General features: G+C 36.1%; 17 protein-coding genes. 14 read left to right on the forward strand and 3 right to left on the reverse strand.

Annotated elements, in window-relative coordinates; genetic code table 11:
• Nucleotides 1-5: 5 nt before the first annotated feature.
• From rbsK to inhA2, 7 genes are all read left to right on the forward strand, one after another.
• The gene (gene rbsK, locus ACQKNR_RS21625) at nt 6-902 is read left to right on the forward strand and encodes a ribokinase (RefSeq protein ID WP_427320447.1); all 897 of its coding nucleotides are present in this window, start codon (nt 6-8) and stop codon (nt 900-902) included.
• Nucleotides 899-1,294, forward strand: coding sequence for a D-ribose pyranase (gene rbsD, locus ACQKNR_RS21630; protein WP_427320449.1), 396 nt, complete (start codon nt 899-901; stop codon nt 1,292-1,294). Before rbsK ends, rbsD begins: the two co-directional genes overlap by 4 nt.
• An 18-nt stretch (nt 1,295-1,312) precedes the next feature.
• On the forward strand, nt 1,313-2,797 hold the full coding sequence (gene rbsA, locus ACQKNR_RS21635) for a ribose ABC transporter ATP-binding protein RbsA (RefSeq protein WP_427320451.1): 1,485 nt from the start codon (nt 1,313-1,315) through the stop codon (nt 2,795-2,797).
• A 2-nt stretch (nt 2,798-2,799) separates the two neighbouring features.
• Nucleotides 2,800-3,735 (forward strand): ABC transporter permease subunit, encoded by a 936-nt coding sequence (locus tag ACQKNR_RS21640; protein WP_001074641.1) that lies wholly within the window; start codon nt 2,800-2,802, stop codon nt 3,733-3,735.
• 14 nt (nt 3,736-3,749) lie between these two features.
• Nucleotides 3,750-4,676, forward strand: a complete 927-nt coding sequence (gene rbsB / locus ACQKNR_RS21645) for a ribose ABC transporter substrate-binding protein RbsB (protein ID WP_427320453.1) — start codon at nt 3,750-3,752, stop codon at nt 4,674-4,676.
• Between the two features lie 34 nt (nt 4,677-4,710).
• On the forward strand, nt 4,711-5,358 hold the full coding sequence (fsa, locus tag ACQKNR_RS21650; protein ID WP_000667664.1) for a fructose-6-phosphate aldolase: 648 nt from the start codon (nt 4,711-4,713) through the stop codon (nt 5,356-5,358).
• Nucleotides 5,359-5,822: 464 nt separating this feature from the next.
• Nucleotides 5,823-8,222: a M6 family metalloprotease immune inhibitor InhA2 gene (gene inhA2, locus ACQKNR_RS21655; RefSeq protein ID WP_427320455.1), complete on the forward strand. Its 2,400-nt coding sequence runs from the start codon at nt 5,823-5,825 to the stop codon at nt 8,220-8,222.
• A 246-nt stretch (nt 8,223-8,468) separates the two neighbouring features.
• On the opposite strand, the gene ACQKNR_RS21660 is transcribed toward inhA2, so the two are convergent.
• Nucleotides 8,469-9,623 (reverse strand): MFS transporter, encoded by a 1,155-nt coding sequence (locus ACQKNR_RS21660; RefSeq protein ID WP_427320457.1) that lies wholly within the window; start codon nt 9,621-9,623, stop codon nt 8,469-8,471.
• Nucleotides 9,624-9,848: 225 nt separating this feature from the next.
• Here ACQKNR_RS21660 and bdhA point away from each other — a divergent pair, with 225 nt between their 5' ends.
• The 6 genes from bdhA to ACQKNR_RS21690 all read left to right on the forward strand — a co-directional run bounded on the left by bdhA (nt 9,849) and on the right by ACQKNR_RS21690 (nt 16,135).
• Nucleotides 9,849-10,901: a (R,R)-butanediol dehydrogenase gene (gene bdhA, locus ACQKNR_RS21665; RefSeq protein ID WP_427320459.1), complete on the forward strand. Its 1,053-nt coding sequence runs from the start codon at nt 9,849-9,851 to the stop codon at nt 10,899-10,901.
• Between the two features lie 119 nt (nt 10,902-11,020).
• Nucleotides 11,021-11,365, forward strand: coding sequence for a potassium channel family protein (locus ACQKNR_RS21670; RefSeq protein ID WP_427320461.1), 345 nt, complete (start codon nt 11,021-11,023; stop codon nt 11,363-11,365).
• Nucleotides 11,366-11,624: 259 nt separating this feature from the next.
• The gene (cerA, locus tag ACQKNR_RS21675; protein ID WP_427320463.1) at nt 11,625-12,476 is read left to right on the forward strand and encodes a phospholipase CerA; all 852 of its coding nucleotides are present in this window, start codon (nt 11,625-11,627) and stop codon (nt 12,474-12,476) included.
• A 69-nt stretch (nt 12,477-12,545) separates the two neighbouring features.
• Entirely contained in the window at nt 12,546-13,547 is a 1,002-nt protein-coding gene (sph, locus tag ACQKNR_RS21680; RefSeq protein ID WP_427320465.1) for a sphingomyelinase C, read from the forward strand.
• Nucleotides 13,548-13,655: 108 nt separating this feature from the next.
• Nucleotides 13,656-14,828, forward strand: coding sequence for an amino acid deaminase/aldolase (locus ACQKNR_RS21685; RefSeq protein WP_427320467.1), 1,173 nt, complete (start codon nt 13,656-13,658; stop codon nt 14,826-14,828).
• Complete coding sequence (locus ACQKNR_RS21690) at nt 14,816-16,135, forward strand: D-arabinono-1,4-lactone oxidase (RefSeq protein WP_427320469.1); 1,320 nt, start codon at nt 14,816-14,818, stop codon at nt 16,133-16,135. The genes ACQKNR_RS21685 and ACQKNR_RS21690 overlap by 13 nt, the downstream gene beginning before the upstream one ends.
• Here the strand turns inward: ACQKNR_RS21690 and ACQKNR_RS21695 are convergent, their stop codons facing one another.
• Complete coding sequence (locus tag ACQKNR_RS21695; RefSeq protein WP_427320471.1) at nt 16,136-17,287, reverse strand: VanZ family protein; 1,152 nt, start codon at nt 17,285-17,287, stop codon at nt 16,136-16,138.
• Nucleotides 17,288-17,458: 171 nt separating this feature from the next.
• Between ACQKNR_RS21695 and ACQKNR_RS21700 the strand changes: the two genes are divergently transcribed.
• Nucleotides 17,459-17,662, forward strand: coding sequence for a hypothetical protein (locus ACQKNR_RS21700; protein WP_427320473.1), 204 nt, complete (start codon nt 17,459-17,461; stop codon nt 17,660-17,662).
• 48 nt (nt 17,663-17,710) lie between these two features.
• Here ACQKNR_RS21700 and ACQKNR_RS21705 read toward each other — a convergent pair whose 3' ends face one another.
• Nucleotides 17,711-18,523 (reverse strand): undecaprenyl-diphosphate phosphatase, encoded by an 813-nt coding sequence (locus tag ACQKNR_RS21705; protein WP_427320475.1) that lies wholly within the window; start codon nt 18,521-18,523, stop codon nt 17,711-17,713.
• Between the last annotated feature and the right edge of the window lie 32 nt (nt 18,524-18,555).

Here is an 18,555-nt window from a genome sequence, read left to right on the forward strand (position 1 = left end):
AAAAGATGCCAAATATTGCAGTGGTAGGTAGCATTTCAATGGACTTAGTGGCTGTTTCAAAAAAGCGGCCGAAAGCAGGAGAAACAGTAATTGGTGAAGCGTTTCATACAATCCCGGGAGGGAAAGGGGCGAATCAAGCTGTTGCTGCAGCTAGATTAGGAGCAAATGTAGCAATGGTTGGAGCGGTAGGAAATGATGACTATGGAACAGTAGTTAAGAAAAATTTAGAGAACGAACGCGTTTTTATCGACTATGTGGTACCGGTTACAGATGAAACGACAGGAATTGCTCATATCGTTTTAGCAGAAGAGGACAATAGTATCGTTGTCGTGCAAGGGGCAAATGCTCTTGTAAATGAGTCGGTTGTAGATCGTTCAAAAGATCTTCTTGTAAAAGCAGATATGGTTGTTCTTCAGCTAGAGATTCCGCTTGAAACAGTAAAATATGTATTGGCTATTTGTGAGGAGCACAAAATCCCGGTGATGTTAAATCCAGCGCCAGCACAAGTGTTATCAGAAGATATCTTAGAAAAGGCAACGTATATTACGCCAAATGAACATGAGTGTCGCATCGTATTAGATGATTTTATATCACCAATGGAAGAGTTACTGGCGAAATATCCAAATAAGCTATTGATGACAGAAGGTTCTAACGGTGTTCGTTTCCATAATGGTACGGAGATTGTACATGTTCCTAGTATTGCTGTTGATGTGGTGGATACGACTGGAGCTGGTGATACATTCAATGGTGCGCTAGCAGTTGCACTTTCTGAAGGAGAAATACTTCAAAAAGCAATTCGTTTTGCGAATATTGCTGGTGGTCTTTCTGTAACAAAACTTGGGGCACAGGGCGGTATGCCAACGAGAGATAGAGTACGTGAAGTGCAGGTGATTGTTGGATGAAAAAGCACGGTGTATTAAACAGTGAGATTGCAGCAGTTCTTGCTTCACTTGGGCATACAGATACGATTGTAATCGCAGACTGCGGGTTACCTATCCCTGATGGAGTAAAACGAATTGATTTAGCAGTTGAGATTGGAAAACCAAGTTTTTTAGATGTATTACAAGTTATAGCTGATGATATGGCAATTGAAAAAGTGACGTTAGCAGAAGAAGTCATGATCAATAATGCGGAAGTAAATAAAGAGATTGAGCTGAAATTAAAAGAACCAGCATTTGAATATGTGTCTCATGAAGAATTTAAGGAGCGTACGAAGAGAGCGAAGGCGATTATTCGTACAGGAGAGGCTACTCCTTATGCCAATGTTATTTTACATGCAGGCGTGATTTTTTAATAAAGGGAAGTGATGAGGATGCGTATTGAAATGAAAAACATTTCAAAGGCGTTCAATGGTAATTCTGTTTTGAAGAATGCACAGTTTATGATTGAAACAGGAGAAGTCCATGCATTGATGGGGGAAAATGGAGCGGGCAAATCGACGCTCATGAAGATTTTAACAGGTGTATATACAGAAGATGGTGGAACAGTCACGATTGATGGGCAAGAACGTACTTTTAAAAATGCGAAAGAAGCTGAAGAGTATGGTATTGCATTTATACATCAAGAACTGAACATATTGCCGAATTTAACGGTAGCTGAAAATATGTTTCTCGGTAAAGAATTAATGTATGGGAAAACAGGTATTTTACGCACTCGTCAAATGAACGCAATTGCGCAGCAGCAATTAGCGGGGTTAGGATTGCATGTAAAAGGTGCTATGTTAGCAGGAGAATTATCGGTTGGACAACAGCAAATTATCGAAATTGCGAAAGCGTTAATGACAAACGCGAGCGTTATTATTATGGATGAACCAACTGCGGCACTGACGGATCGTGAGATTGAAACGCTCTTTACAGTTATAAATAAGTTACGTAAAGAGGGGGTTTCATTCGTTTACATTTCGCACCGCATGGAAGAAATATTCTCAATATGTGATGCCATTACGATTTTACGTGATGGTGAATATGTAGGTAAGAGGTTAATTCCAGAAACATCATTTGATGAAGTAGTGAGTATGATGGTGGGACGCAGCATTGGTGAACGTTACCCAGAGCGAAATAGTCAAATTGGTGATGTCATTTTTGAGATGCGTAACGGAACGAAAAAAGGGAAATTTGAAAATGTTTCGTTTCAAGTTAGAAAAGGTGAAATCCTTGGTGTTGCTGGCTTGATGGGAGCTGGTCGTACGGATATTATGAAAGCGATATTCGGATATGAACCTTTAGACTCTGGACAAATTTTTATAAATGGACAAGAAGTAAAGATTGATAGTCCGATAGATGCAATTAGACAAAGAATTGCTTTCATTACAGAAGATAGAAAATCTGAAGGGCTAGTGTTAGATTTCTCAATTCGAGAAAATTTAGCGTTACCGAATTTAGAAAGTCTTTCAAAGGGAAGTGTCTTGAATAACGAACTAGAACAACAGTTTACAGAGGACATGATGAAACTTCTTAATGTGAAAGCATCTAGTGGAGAGCAAGCGGTGAAATCTCTTTCTGGTGGAAATCAGCAAAAGATTGTAATCGCAAAATGGCTAGGCATTCATCCGCAGTTACTCATTTTAGATGAGCCAACGAGAGGTGTCGATGTAGGAGCAAAAAAAGAAATTTACTCTATTATGAATAAGCTTACTGTGCAAGGAGATGCCGTTATTATGGTATCATCTGAGCTTCCAGAAGTTTTAGGAATGAGTGATAGAGTTCTTGTCATTCATGAAGGAAAAGTCGGCGGCATTTTAGAGAAAGATGAGGCGTCACAAGAGTCCATTATGGCACTAGCTACAGGGGGAGAGTAAGGATGGCTAAGAAGGGGAATGTACTGCAACAACTCGGTTCTTTAATCGGTTTAGTATTAATTATCGTCGTAATTACAGCTTTAAATCCAGCGTTTATTGAAATTCCAAATTTATTTAATATACTGCGTCAAGTATCGATTAATGCGCTTATTGCATTCGGAATGACCTTTGTAATTTTAACAGGGGGTATTGACTTATCGGTAGGTTCTATTTTAGCATTATCAAGTGCACTTGTTGCTGGAATGATGGCAAGTGGCATGGACCCGTTCCTTGCAATGGCAGTTGGACTACTTGCTGGTCTTGTAATGGGGATTGTAAACGGTATCATCATTGCGAAAGGAAAAGTAGCTCCATTTATTGCGACTTTAGCAACAATGACTATTTTTCGTGGGTTGACGCTTGTTTATATGGACGGACGTCCGATCACTGGTCTTGGTGATCATTTAATGTTCCAAATGTTTGGCCGCGGTTATTTTCTTGGTATTCCGGTACCAGCTGTTACAATGATGATCGCTTTCGCAGTACTGTACTTCATTTTGAAGAAAACAACATTTGGTCGCCGTACATTTGCAATTGGTGGGAATGAAGAAGCAGCAGCACTATCAGGTATTAATGTTACGAGAATTAAAGTAATGATTTACGGTCTTTCCGGAATTTTGGCAGCGCTTGCAGGTATTGTCTTAACATCACGACTAGATTCTGCACAGCCGACTGCAGGTACTTCTTACGAATTAGATGCAATTGCAGCAGTTGTATTAGGAGGAACAAGTCTTTCTGGAGGAAGAGGATGGATTGTTGGTACATTCATCGGTGTACTTATTATCGGTGTACTAAATAACGGTTTAAATTTATTAGGTGTATCTTCTTTCTTCCAACAAGTTGTAAAAGGACTTGTAATCTTACTAGCTGTATTAATTGATCGTCGAAAAGAAGCGTAATGGAGGGATAGTTCATGAAGAAATGGTTACTTATACTCGTTGCATGTATTATGGTCATTACTGCTGGTTGTTCAATGGAACCGCCAGAATGGGCAAAGGATTCTAGCGATAAAGGTCGAAATAAAACTATTAAAGTTGGATTCTCTGTTTCAACTTTAAATAATCCATTTTTCGTGACTTTGAAAAAAGGTGCAGAAAAGAAAGCGAAAGATAACGGCATTGAATTAATTGCTGTTGATGCGCAAAATGATGCCGCAAAGCAAACAAACGATGTTGAAGATTTAATTCAAAAAGGTGTCGATATAGTTGTTATTAATCCAACCGATTCAGATGCTGTTGCTTCAGCAGTAAGTGCGGCAAATGCAGCGAATGTTCCTGTTATTACAGTAGACCGAGTTGCGAATTCAGGTAAAGTTGTTTCTCACATCGCTTCTAACAATATCGAAGGTGGTCAAATGGCTAGTGATTACATTCGTGAATTAGTTGGTGAAGGAGCAAACGTTGCTGAGTTAGAAGGAATCCCTGGATCCTCTGCTGCTCGTGAGCGTGGGAAAGGATTCCATAACGTAGCTGATAAGTCTTTAAAAGTAGTAGCAAAACAAGCAGCTGATTTTGATCGTGCAAAAGGGTTATCTGTTATGGAAAATATTTTGCAAGCAAATAGCGATATAAAAGCAGTATTTGCTCATAACGATGAAATGGCATTAGGTGCACTTGAGGCATTAAAATCTGCTGGAAAAACAGATGTAGTAGTTGTTGGATTTGATGCAACAGACGATGCTGTAAAAGCGGTTAAAGATGGGCGTATGGCAGCAACAGTCGCTCAAAAACCGGAATTAATCGGAGAGAAGGCGATGGAGACAGCAAAAGAGATTAATCAAGGTAAAAAAGTGGACAAATTTATTCCGATTGAATTAGAGCTTATTAAGAAAAATAAATAAATATAAAATGAAAATTAGGAAGGAAGAATAACAAATGAAATTCTTTATTGATACAGCAAACATTAACGAAATTAAAGAGGCAAATGCACTAGGCGTATTAGCTGGAGTAACGACAAATCCATCACTTGTAGCAAAAGAAGGCGTAGATTTCCACGAGCGTATTCGTGAAATTTGCAGCGTTGTAGAAGGTCCTGTAAGTGCAGAAGTAATTAGCTTAGAAGCTGATAAAATGATCGAAGAAGGAAAAGAATTAGCGAAAATTGCTCCAAACGTTGTTGTAAAAGTTCCAATGACAACAGAAGGTTTAAAAGCAGTAAAAGCATTCTCTGACTTAGGAATTCGTACGAACGTTACGTTAGTATTCTCAGCAGTTCAAGCATTACTTGCAGCTCGCGCTGGTGCGACATATGTTTCACCATTCTTAGGTCGCCTAGATGATATCGGTCATAACGGTATGGACTTAATTCGCCAAATCGCAGAAATCTTTGCAATTCACGGCATTGAAACAGAAATCATTGCAGCATCTGTACGTCACAGCGTTCACGTAACTGACGCAGCATTAAATGGTGCACATATTGCAACAATCCCAGCAAACGTAATTGCTTCATTAGTGAAGCACCCATTAACAGATCAAGGAATTGAGAAATTCTTAGCTGATTGGGAAAAAACACAAGAGAAATAATATGAAATCGAGAATCCTAGTTTAATTGACTAGGGTTCTTTTTTTATTTAAAAGAATTTTCATGCAATTTTGCATATTATCTTTTAAATTTTTAATATAAGCTATTTAATATATACAAATCACTCTTTATTTTTCATATTTCGATATAAAAGATAGAGGGTCTGACCAGAAAACTGGAGGGCATGATTCTATAACAGAAGGCTTAACGTTTATAGAATTATGCCTTTTTATCCCGCATTAACGGGCAGTAAGACTCCCACCTCAAAATTCAGCTGGAGCAAAGAAGCTAGGTGAGAGATCAACTGCCCGTTAATGCCCGATTGGTTCAACTAATAATCAGTGGGGATGGACAAACCCCCACTGATTAAAGTTTCACTTTATATAGGGAGGGCAGAAAGCAGGGATTTCGATTTAAATGCACTTATTTATCTGAATTTTAAGTTTTATAAAAGGAGAGACATAGGATGAAAAGAAAAGCTCCATTTAAAGTGTTGTCATCATTAGCAATTGCGGCAATTATAGGATGTACATCTGTAATGAGTGCTCCGTTAGCATACGCAGAAACGCCAGCGAAAGAGAAAGATAATGTGTCTACAACACCAATTGATTACAATTTAATTCAAGAAGATCGTTTAGCGGAAGCGCTGAAAGAAAGAGGAACAATTAATCCAGCATCTTCTAAAGAAGAGACGAAAAAAGCTGTAGAGCAATATATTGAAAAGAAAAAAGGGGATCAAGCAAATAAAGAAATTCTTCCAGATGATCATACACAAGAAGCATCTGATTTCGTGAAAAAAGTAAAAGAGAAAAAAATGGAAGAAAAGGAGAATGTGAAGAAAGTCGAAAAAAATGTTAGCCCTGAGCAAAAGCCGGAACCAAATAAAAAGCAATTGAATGGACAAGTTCCGACTTCCAAGGCAAAGCAAGCTCCGTATAAGGGATCTGTTCGATCTGATAAAGTATTAGTGTTACTTGTTGAATTTAGTGATTATAAACATAATAATATTGAGCAAACATCAGGGTACATGTATTCGAAAGACTTTAGTAGAGAACATTATCAAAAGATGTTGTTCGGTAATGAGCCTTATACATTATTTGATGGTTCAAAAGTAAAAACGTTTAAACAATACTATGAAGAACAGTCTGGCGGCAGTTATACGACTGACGGATATGTAACAGAGTGGTTAACTGTTCCAGGAAAAGCATCTGATTATGGAGCGGATGGTAGCAGTGGTCACGATAATAAAGGGCCAAAAGGTGCACGTGATTTAGTGAAGGAAGCTTTACATGCAGCTGCTGAGAAAGGGTTAGATTTATCTCAGTTTGATCAATTCGATAGATATGATACAAATGGCGATGGGAATCAAAATGAACCTGACGGTGTAATTGATCATTTAATGGTAATCCATGCTGGTGTTGGCCAAGAAGCTGGTGGCGGTAAATTAGGTGATGATGCAATCTGGTCACATCGTTCAAAATTAGCAACAGATCCAGTAGCGATTGAAGGTACAAAATCAAAGGTAGATTATTGGGGTGGAAAAGTAGCAGCGCATGATTACACAATTGAACCAGAAGATGGAGCAGTAGGTGTGTTTGCACATGAATTTGGACATGACCTTGGTTTACCGGATGAATATGATACGAAATATACTGGAACTGGCTCACCTGTTGAAGCTTGGTCATTAATGAGTGGAGGTAGTTGGACAGGGAAAATTGCAGGAACAGAGCCGACTAGTTTTTCACCACAAAATAAAGACTTTTTACAAAAGAATATGGGTGGCAACTGGGCAAAAATATTAGAAGTAGATTACGATAAAATTAAGCGTGGTGTAGGTGTTCCTACATATATTGATCAAAGTGTTACGAAATCAAATCGTCCAGGTGTTGTACGTGTGAACTTACCAGGTAAGAGTGTTGAAACGATTAAGCCTGAGTTTGGAGAGCATGCATATTATAGTACAAGAGGCGATGATATGCATACAACATTAGAAACACCGTTCTTTGATTTAACAAAAGGAACAAATGCAAAATTCGATTATAAAGCAAATTATGAATTAGAAGCAGAGTGTGATTTCATCGAAGTGCATGCTGTAACGGAAGATGGGACGAAAATATTAATTGATAGACTTGGAGAAAAAGTAGTTCAAGGAGATAAAGATACAACAGATGGAAAATGGATTGATAAATCATATGATTTAAGTCAATTTAAAGGAAAGAAAGTGAAACTACAATTCGACTATATTACAGATCCGGCTTTAACATATAAAGGTTTTGCAATGGATAATGTAAATGTAACAGTTGATGGACAAGTAGTATTTTCTGACGATGCAGAAGGACAGTCTAAAATGAAGTTAACTGGATTCGCTGTCTCTGATGGGACAGAAACGAAACCTCATTATTATTATTTAGAGTGGAGAAACTATGCTGGGTCAGATAATGGATTAAAAGCGGGAAGAGGTCCGGTGTATAATACAGGCCTTGTCGTTTGGTATGCAGATGATAGCTTCAAAGATAACTGGGTTGGGGTGCATCCAGGCGAAGGATTCCTTGGTGTTGTAGACTCTCATCCAGAAGCACTTGTTGGTAATTTAAACGGGAAACCAGCGTACGGTAATACTGGCATGCAAATTGCAGACGCTGCATTTTCATTTGATCAAACGCCAGTATGGAGTGTAAATTCGTTAACACGTGGACAGTTTAATTATACTGGATTACAGGGTGTTACAACGTTTGATGATTCAAAAGTATACAGTAATAAACAAATTGCTGACGCGGGACGAAAAGTTCCAAACCTTGGACTTAAATTCCAAGTTGTTGGACAAGCAGAGGATAAGTCGGCAGGTGCTGTTTGGATTAGACGTTAATAATAAAAAAGCACATTCTTCATATGAAGAATGTGCTTTTTTTATTTGTACAGTAAGTTATTATTTTAGCTCGTGTAATACAACTGTTTATTCATGTGTAGTGTATCAAATTATGTGGGGAAAGGAAATATTTCCGGGGAAATTGTCGAAGTATCCTCGGTATTTAAATTAATTGGCATTATTCCAACTCTGCTATTATATTACGGGTTATATCAATATGCATTTGAAAAAAAGACAATGATGGAATTAACCCATCATTGTCTTTTTTACTTTGCTTCGTACATAAATCATTCCGGCAAATGTTAATAAGAACGCAGTTCCGATAATGAAGCTGGCGCTAGGTGATGCACCGATTGCTCCAACTGCAAAGGAACCAGCAACAACTCCTAATGAGAAGAATGCATAAAATAATCCGAATGCTTTCCCACGATTATTATCCGTCGTATTTTCAACAAGCAAGGCATTAATTGATGGGAAGAGAATAGCAAACCCAATTCCATAAATCATCATCACGATGAAGAGCATACCTTTTGTTGCAAATAATCCGAGTAAACATAATGCGAATGCCATTACTGTAATCCCGATTAGCATTAGTTTTGATCGATTAAATCGATCGTAAATAAGATTTGTTGGAAGTAAGAAGAAGAGGATAGCGGTAATTCCGAACACACTTAACATCATGCCTGTTGTAGATGCTTTAAGTGCTAACGCCTCAACTTTCACTGGTAGCATATAAGTGACAATTCCTTGCGAAAACATGAGTGTAAAAGCACCAATATATGCTTGTAATAACGGCTCTGATTTTAATAGTTCAATCATATCTTCTTTGTTCATCATTTGAGTTCTTGATGTATCTTTCCTTGATACGTTATTTGGTAAGAGGAATAGAGATACGATTGTACCAAGAACCATTAAAATAGAAATGGTAATGAAAACCCACTCTATGCCAGCCGTTGCTTTCATAATGCCACTGAAAGCAGGTCCTACGATTGCTGCTGTTCCAACAGCAGCACCAGATAGAGCCATAGCTTTTCCTTGTCGTGCTGACTTCGTTTGCTTTGATAAAAACGTAAAGGCGGCAGGGATTAAAAATCCGTCACTAAAACCGTGCATAAAGCGCACAACTAATAGTTGTTCACCACTTTGAACAACGGTGTATAACAAGACTATGAAACTCGTAATTCCCATGCTTATATAAAGTATTTTTTTTGCACCAAATTTATCGACAGCAGCTCCGGCAATAATATTACCAATCATATTAGCAAATGAGTACATACCAACAACTAGCCCGATAATAAGAGGAGTTCCGCCAAGGCTTTGAGCGTAAGTACTCATAATAGGTAATTGTGAAAATGTATCTAAAAACGCTACGATAACAATAAAGTAAATAAAATATTTCAAGCGATATTCACCTCTCCTATGCTATTATGGCATAATGCTAATTTCAACTGCAATGAAATTGAATTAACAGATGTGGAAAAAAGTACAAAGTGACAAAATATTGAACGTTATTTGTTAAAAATTGGTGAAAATGAGATTGTTTTTTTGAAATATATGGATAGAAGTACTATAATAGATTTGTAAACTTCACCAAGTTAAGTATATACATAGAGAGGGATGTATAAAATGAAAGCATTACTTTGGCATAATCAACGTGATGTACGAGTAGAAGAAGTACCAGAACCAGCTGTAAGACCAGGAGCAGTTAAGATTAAAGTTAAATGGTGTGGTATCTGCGGGACAGACTTGCATGAATATTTAGCAGGGCCGATTTTTATTCCAACAGAAGAGCACCCATTAACACATGTGAAAGCACCAGTTATTTTAGGTCATGAGTTTAGTGGTGAGGTAGTAGAAATTGGTGAAGGAGTTACATCTCATAAAGTGGGAGACCGCGTTGTTGTAGAACCAATCTATTCTTGTGGTAAATGTGAAGCTTGTAAACATGGACATTACAATGTTTGTGAACAACTTGTTTTCCACGGTCTTGGTGGAGACGGCGGTGGTTTCTCTGAATATACAGTAGTACCAGAAGATATGGTTCATCATATTCCAGATGAAATGACGTATGAACAAGGTGCACTTGTAGAACCAGCAGCAGTAGCAGTTCATGCAGTACGTCAAAGTAAGTTAAAAGAGGGTGAAGCTGTAGCGGTATTTGGTTGTGGTCCAATCGGTCTTCTTGTCATCCAAGCAGCAAAAGCAGCAGGAGCAACTCCTGTTATTGCAGTTGAACTTTCTAAAGAACGTCAAGAGTTAGCGAAATTAGCAGGTGCGGATTACGTATTAAATCCAGCTACTCAAGATGTATTAGCAGAAATTCGTAACTTAACAAACGGTTTAGGCGTAAATGTTAGCTTTGAAGTAACAGGTGTTGAGGTTGTACTACGTCAAGCAATTGAAAGTACAAGCTTCGAAGGACAAACTGTAATTGTTAGTGTGTGGGAAAAAGATGCAACAATTACTCCGAACAACCTTGTATTAAAAGAAAAAGAAGTTATCGGTATTCTTGGATACCGTCATATTTTCCCGGCTGTTATTAAATTAATTAGCTCTGGTCAAATTCAAGCAGAGAAATTAATTACGAAAAAAATTACAGTGGATCAAGTTGTTGAAGAAGGATTTGAAGCGCTTGTAAAAGATAAAACACAAGTGAAAATTCTTGTTTCACCTAAATAATAGAGAATCGAAAAAAGTAGCCCTTTTCTAGAAATAGAAGAGGGCTACTTTTTTTCTATACTGAAAGGTGATAGACTTTCCTTTGACTAAATGTACTTTTGTTTGGGAGGGGGAATTGGATGCTTTCGTTTTTTTTAACATTGAAACGTATGCTAAGAGCCTGCTTACGAGCGTGGAAAGATAAAGGATTTCAAGTGTTATTCGTATTAACAATTTTGACTTTAATATCGGGTACAATCTTTTATAGCACGGTGGAGGGATTACGTACCCTTGATGCTTTATATTTTAGTGTTGTGACATTGACAACTGTAGGAGATAAAGATTTTAGTCCTCAAACTGATTTTGGAAAGATATTTACGATACTATACATATTTATAGGAATCGGATTAGTATTTGGATTTATTCATAAGTTGGCAGTTAATGTGCAACTACCAAGTATATTATCGAATAGAAAAAAAGAGTAAAGCATGTAATTGCTTTACTCTTTTTTACATTAGTTTAGACAAGTATTTGCAATAGCTTAACAATACTTTATTACAATGTAAGTGCATTTATTATATTCACTATGTATAAAGTTATAATGATATGAACATTTACATATTTTAATTTATTGATAGAAATTTTATGAAAGGTGGGATATTCTAGTCATAGGTTAACCGGACGACATCATAGGATTCTAACAAAATATTTAAAATATCTTAATTATAAAATGGAGGATTTTATATGAAAAAGAAAGTACTTGCTTTAGCAGCAGCTATTACATTAGTAGCTCCGTTACAAAGTGTTGCGTTTGCTCATGAAAACGATGGAGGACAGAGAGTAGGAGTTATTCCGCGCTGGTCTGCTGAAGATAAACATAAAGAAGGCGTAAACTCTCATTTATGGATTGTAAACCGTGCAATTGATATTATGTCTCGTAATACAACACTTGTAAAACAAGATCGAGTTGCACTATTAAATGAATGGCGTACGGAGTTAGAGAACGGTATTTATGCTGCTGACTATGAAAATCCTTATTATGATAATAGCACATTTGCTTCACACTTCTATGATCCTGATAATGGGAAAACGTATATTCCATTTGCAAAGCAGGCAAAGGAAACTGGAGCTAAATATTTTAAATTAGCTGGTGAGTCATACCAAAATAAAGATATGAAACAAGCATTCTTCTATTTAGGATTATCTCTTCATTATTTAGGGGATGTAAATCAACCGATGCATGCGGCAAACTTTACAAATCTTTCGTATCCACAAGGGTTCCATTCTAAATATGAAAACTTTGTAGATACGATAAAAGATAATTATAAAGTAACGGATGGAAATGGATATTGGAATTGGAAAGGTACGAATCCAGAAGATTGGATTCATGGGGCGGCAGTAGTTGCGAAACAAGATTACTCTGGCATTGTAAATGATAATACGAAAGATTGGTTCGTGAAAGCAGCTGTATCACAAGAGTATGCAGATAAATGGCGCGCTGAAGTTACACCAATGACAGGTAAGCGATTAATGGATGCACAACGTGTTACTGCTGGATACATCCAACTTTGGTTTGATACGTACGGAAATCGTTAAGTATTTGAAAAAGGTCAAATCTCAGAATAGAGTATTTGGCCTTTTTATCACTATATGGAGGTATGAAACGTGAAAAGTAAATTGCTAAAAGGCGCACTTAGCTTTGGGATTGGTTTAGGAGCTTTATATGGTGGATCTTCGGTTCAAGCAGAAACGCCTACAAATCAAAATAATACTTTAAAAGTGATGACGCATAATGTGTACATGCTATCAACAAACTTATATCCGAACTGGGGACAAAGTGAGCGTGCTGATTTAATTGGAACGGCAGATTATATAAAGAATCAGGACGTTGTTATATTAAATGAAGTGTTTGATAATAGTGCCTCAGATCGTTTGTTAGGAAATTTGAAGAAAGAATATCCAAATCAAACGGCGATATTAGGTCGTAGTAGTGGAAACGAATGGGATAAAACATTAGGTAACTATTCATCTTCGACTCCTGAAGATGGGGGCGTTGCGATTGTGAGTAAATGGCCAATCGTTGAAAAAATTCAATATGTATTCGAAAAAGGCTGCGGGCCAGATAACTTATCAAATAAAGGATTTGTATACACAAAAATTAAGAAAAATGATCGCTTCGTTCATGTAATTGGGACACATTTACAAGCTGAAGATAGTATGTGCGGAAAAACATCACCAGCATCTGTACGTACAAACCAATTAAAAGAGATTCAAGATTTTATTAAAAATAAAAATATACCAAATAACGAGTATGTGTTAATTGGTGGTGATATGAATGTGAATAAAATAAATGCGGAGAACAAGAGTGATTCAGAGTATGCATCTATGTTTAAAACATTGAACGCTTCTGTACCATCTTATGCAGGACATACAGCAACTTGGGATGCAACGACAAACAGTATTGCGAAATACAATTTCCCCGATAGCCCTGCCGAGTATTTAGATTATATTATTGCAAGTAAGGATCATGCGAATCCATCGTATATAGAGAATAAAGTTTTACAGCCAAAGTCTCCAGAATGGTCTGTTACATCATGGTTCAAAAAATATACGTATAATGATTACTCTGATCATTATCCAGTAGAAGCGACTATCTCTATGAAATAGTCTAAAAAAAGTTTCTTCGTGAAGAAGAAACTTTTTTTATTTGCAAACAGGAAAATCATTCTTTCTTTCCAATATGTATAAGACATATATAGAAGAGGAGAGAAAAATGTGGATCGAGACATTTTTAAGGAGGTTCCATTGCCGTGCGCATTTTTAGATGAAGTAGCTTTAGAGAAGAATATTCAATCGATTATAGAGTTAAGTGGAGATAAGAAGATTCGTATAGCGAGTAAATCATTACGCTCCGTTCCAATTATGAAAAGAATTTTAGCTGTAAATAATCGGTTTCAAGGTATTATGTGTTTTTCACCTAGAGAAGCTTTATTTTTAATTGAACAAGGGTTTAATGATTTATTAATAGGATATCCTGCCTATGATGAACGAGCTTTACATGAAATTAGTTTGCTTACAAAACAAGGTTTTATGATTACATGTATGATGGATTGTGAGGAACATATTACTTATTTAGAGAAAATTGCTGAAGCGTCTAGTGGGTGTTTTCGAGTTTGTTTGGATATTGATATGAGTATTCGGTTTTTTCAATTTCATTTTGGTGTACAAAGATCCCCAGTAAAAAATGTGCAGGGCGCTTTGAAAATAGTAGAAAAGGTGAAGGAGTCATCATATTTAATGCTAGATGGTGTTATGGGATATGAAGCTCAAATTGCCGGGGTAGGGGACCATATACCGAATCAATGGATGAAAAATAAAGTAATTTCGTATTTAAAGAAGAAATCAGTTTTAGAAGTTAAAGAAAGAAGAGGACGTATCATAAAAGAAATACAAAATCTTGGTATTAAACTAAGGTTTGTAAATGGAGGAGGAACAGGAAGTATAAAAACAACTGAGCAAGATAACTCAGTTTCAGAGATTACAATTGGTTCTGCTTTTTATTCCCCAAAACTGTTTGATTATTATAAAGAAGTACAATTTCATCCGGCTGTCGGATTTGCTTTACCAGTTGTGCGTAAACCAGCCTCGTTTATTTATACTTGCCTAGGTGGTGGATATATTGCTTCAGGTGCAGTTGGTAAAGATAAAGAGCCTGAGGTTTGGAGGCCGGGTGGTGCAAAACTATTAGCTTTAGAAGGTGTTGGTGAGGTACAAACTCCCGTTCATTATAAAGGTGAGGAACGAGTGGATATAGGAGATGCTATATTGTTTCGTCATAGTAAAGCTGGGGAAATATGTGAGCGTTTTCCAATTTTGTATCGTGTGAAACAAGGGGAAATTGTTGGGGAGTATTCAACATATCGGGGGGATGGCCAATGCTTTCTATAGAGGGGCAAAAATGGAGAAATTGGACAGGGAATGTAGAAGGAACACCGCATTATACGATGTATCCAGAAAGTATGCAAGATGTAGTAGAGGTTGTGGGGCTTGCAAGAAAAAAAGGAAAGAAAATTCGTGTTGTCGGTTCAGGGCATTCGTTTACGCCCCTCGTGCAAACGGAAGAAATTTTAGTTTCTTTAGATGAATTGAAGGGTATTACGAATATTGATGAAGAGAAGATGACGGTTGAAGTGTGGGCAGGAACAAAGTTACATGATTTAGGGAAGTTACTTGAGGAAAAAGGTTATGCACAAGAAAATTTAGGGGATATTGATTCGCAATCTATTGCAGGGGCAATTAGTACAGGGACACACGGAACGGGTGTCACTTTTGGGAGTCTATCAACACAAGTTATAGAAATTACAACAATTTTATCTACAGGTGAGAGTATAGTGTGTTCGGAAACCGAAAACGTCGAATATTGGAAAGCATTTCAGTTATCGCTTGGAATGTTAGGTATCATTGTAAAGATAAAATTGAAGGTTATTCCAGCATATTCGCTCGTTTATGAAAGTGAAAAACAATCATTATCTACTGTAATGAACAAACTAGAAGAATATAAGAAGAACCGTCATTTTGAATTTTTCGTTTTTCCTTATTCTGATGAAGTGCAAGTGAAATTTACGAATGAAACAACGAGTAAAGAAAATGATTTAAAATGGCATAAACTAAAGGTAGAGCTACTTGAAAATAGAGTGTTCTCTTTGTTATCTAAAGGGTGTAAATGGTTTCCCTCTATAAGTAAAGGAGTAAGTCGATTATCCGCTAAGGCTGTACCGAACACAAAAATAACTGGTCCAAGCTATGAAGTATTTGCTACCTCACGTACGGTACCATTTTATGAAATGGAGTATAGTATTCCTTCAAAGTATATGAGGACTGTTGTAGAAGAGATTTCAAATCTTATTGGAAAGAAAAAGTATAAGGTGCATTTCCCAATTGAATGCCGTTATGTGAAAGGTGATGATATATGGCTCAGTCCAGCGTACGGAAGAGATTCAGCGTATATTGCTGTTCATATGTATAAAGGTATGAAGTATGCTGCTTATTTTGGTGAAGTGGAGAAAATTTTTTTGAAGTATGAAGGACGCCCGCATTGGGGGAAAATGCATACATTATCGTATGAACAATTACAAGATATATATCCAGAATTTCATTCATTTTTAAAGGTGAGGAAGTCGCTAGATAAAACCGAAATGTTTTTAAATCCTTATGCAGAAAAATTATTCATGAGCATGAAAAAAGCTGACAAATAATCATTTGTCAGCTTTTTTAAGTGTAATTGCATTTCGTGTTTGACTAATACGTTCGTAAAATAGTAACTTATCACGACTAAATACATGTAATAAGACATGAATAATAAATAGACCGTTAATTACGAATTGGAATAACAATATAACAAGTAATACTAAAGGCTCTGTATAATTTAAAATAGAGCTACTAGAAAGAATATAATTGATTCCACCTAAAATGAAATAGAATATACCGTAACGAATGAATAATTCTTTTATTGTAATACGATCTGATTTTCCTTTCACGTAAATGCGAAGCAATGCTTTCCCAATTGTTTTTCCATTCGTAAAGTATGGAATGATAATAAAATAAATAAAGATTGAACACGTAATGAAAATGAGTTCATATATATTGGTATAAGATTGAATATTAGAAATGAAGAAAGAATTTCCTTTGTTTTTAATGACAGGCACAACGATAGATAAGAAGAGCCAATCAATTTGCATAGCGATGAGACGACGAACGAACCCGACTGGTTTCGTTTCTAAATCAATATGACTATCTAATTCACTTGTTTTCGGAAGAAAGTACGTAAATATTGGTGCAATGATAAAACCAATTACGCCACCTAATGTATTTAAAAACAGATCATCGATATCAAATAAGCGATATGCACAATTGTATATACCGTATAGTCCAGTCACTTGTGTTAGCTCAAAAAATAGTGAAAGACAAAAAGAAATACAAATGGTCTGTAAGAAGCTACGTCGGAAATAATAGCGTAAGTAAATCCCGAATGGAACGGTTAGTAAAACGTTAAAAGCGACTTGTAAAAATGCAGATTCCTTTAATAGATAGAAATAAGTAGCTGGTTTCGTGAAAATTGCCGATGTATGATTACTAATTTCTTGCACGAAATAAAATGGCGAGAGTTGCATATGCTGTGTATTAGCCGGTTGTAGGCTACATGTGTCATATGTCTGTGGTAAAGGTAAAATTACAAGAAAATAGGCATTTAATAAATAGAGTAGTAGTGAATATAAAATAAATGAGCGCCATTTATTTAAATAACCATATTTTCGATAATTAAATATTAAAAAAGGAATTAAGAGAAACATTGCTAAAAAAGGAAATAAAATAAAAGCTGTTTTTACTGGAAATAAATATGCAGTCAAAATGAAGCTCCTTTCAATGAAATTTCGTTTATCATTATAGCGCTAAAAAGAATCTAAAACAAAGTTAAAATAGTTCGAAATAGAAAAAATTACAAATTTCAAAGGAATTAAGTTACAATAAATTTAATATAAGGATATAGTGATTTTATGAATTGAGAGAGGGTACAAGAGATGCAATATGAGCTTTTTTCTGTAAGCGAGAATCATATTACGACTTTTGAAAGTGCGTGGCGTTTTCAGGAGGGGGAACAGATTTTTGTTCATGACGATCAAACAAAACGAAACTTTATTATTATTCGCTTAACACATGATGTATTTCAACAAAATAAACATGTTATTCGTTTGTATTGTCAAGAAAAGAAAGTTTATGCATAAGGAAAGCCCTCTTACTGTATGAGAAAAGGTAAGAGGGTCTTTTTCACTTTATAAGAAAAGAATAGTAAGTACACCTACGATAATACAATAGAAAGAGAAATATTTTAAATTTCCTTTTGCCATAATGTTCATAAACCATTTTAATGAAATATATGTCATGATAAATGTCGCAATAAAGGCAACGATATAAGGTACGAATAATGTATCTAGATTTGGATCCTTTGCAATGTCTGTAATACTTAATAGTAAACCACCTAAGCTAACAGGAATATATAGTAAGAATGAGAAGCGAAGAGCTGTCTCTTGCTTCATACCAAGTAACATCGCTGCTACGATTGTAGCACCAGATCGGCTTATTCCAGGGATTAGTGCGCAAGCTTGTGCTAGACCGACAATGATTGCATCTTTCATAGAAAGATCGCCATCATTTTTACGTCCACGCAAGTTTCGAATAACCCAAAGGCCGATAGCAGTAATGAGAAGGGAAATCCCAACCATTTTCACACCTTTTAAGTACTGATCGATATAATCTTTAAATAAAACTCCAATTACACCTGCTGGAATGGTTGCAATAACAAGGTAAATAATGAAGAAAAAATCTGCTTTTGCTTCTTTTGATCTTGTAAATATATAAGATAGACCATTCTTTGTTAGACGAATTAAATCATTTCTATAAATAAGTAATACAGCTAATAATGAAGCTGAATTAACAAGTAGTTCAAAGCTAAATCCTTCTATTTTTAGTCCTAGCAAATGTTGTGCTAAAACGAGGTGACCACTTGAAGAAATCGGAATTGGTTCTGTTAGTCCTTGGAACAGACCGAGAATTAAATATTTTAAAATGTAGTAAAATTGTTCCATAACATCCTCCTTGTTAATTAGTATAAAGAAAC

The organism is Bacillus sp. NPDC094077, assembly GCF_050279465.1.
Lineage (GTDB): Bacteria > Bacillota > Bacilli > Bacillales > Bacillaceae_G > Bacillus_A.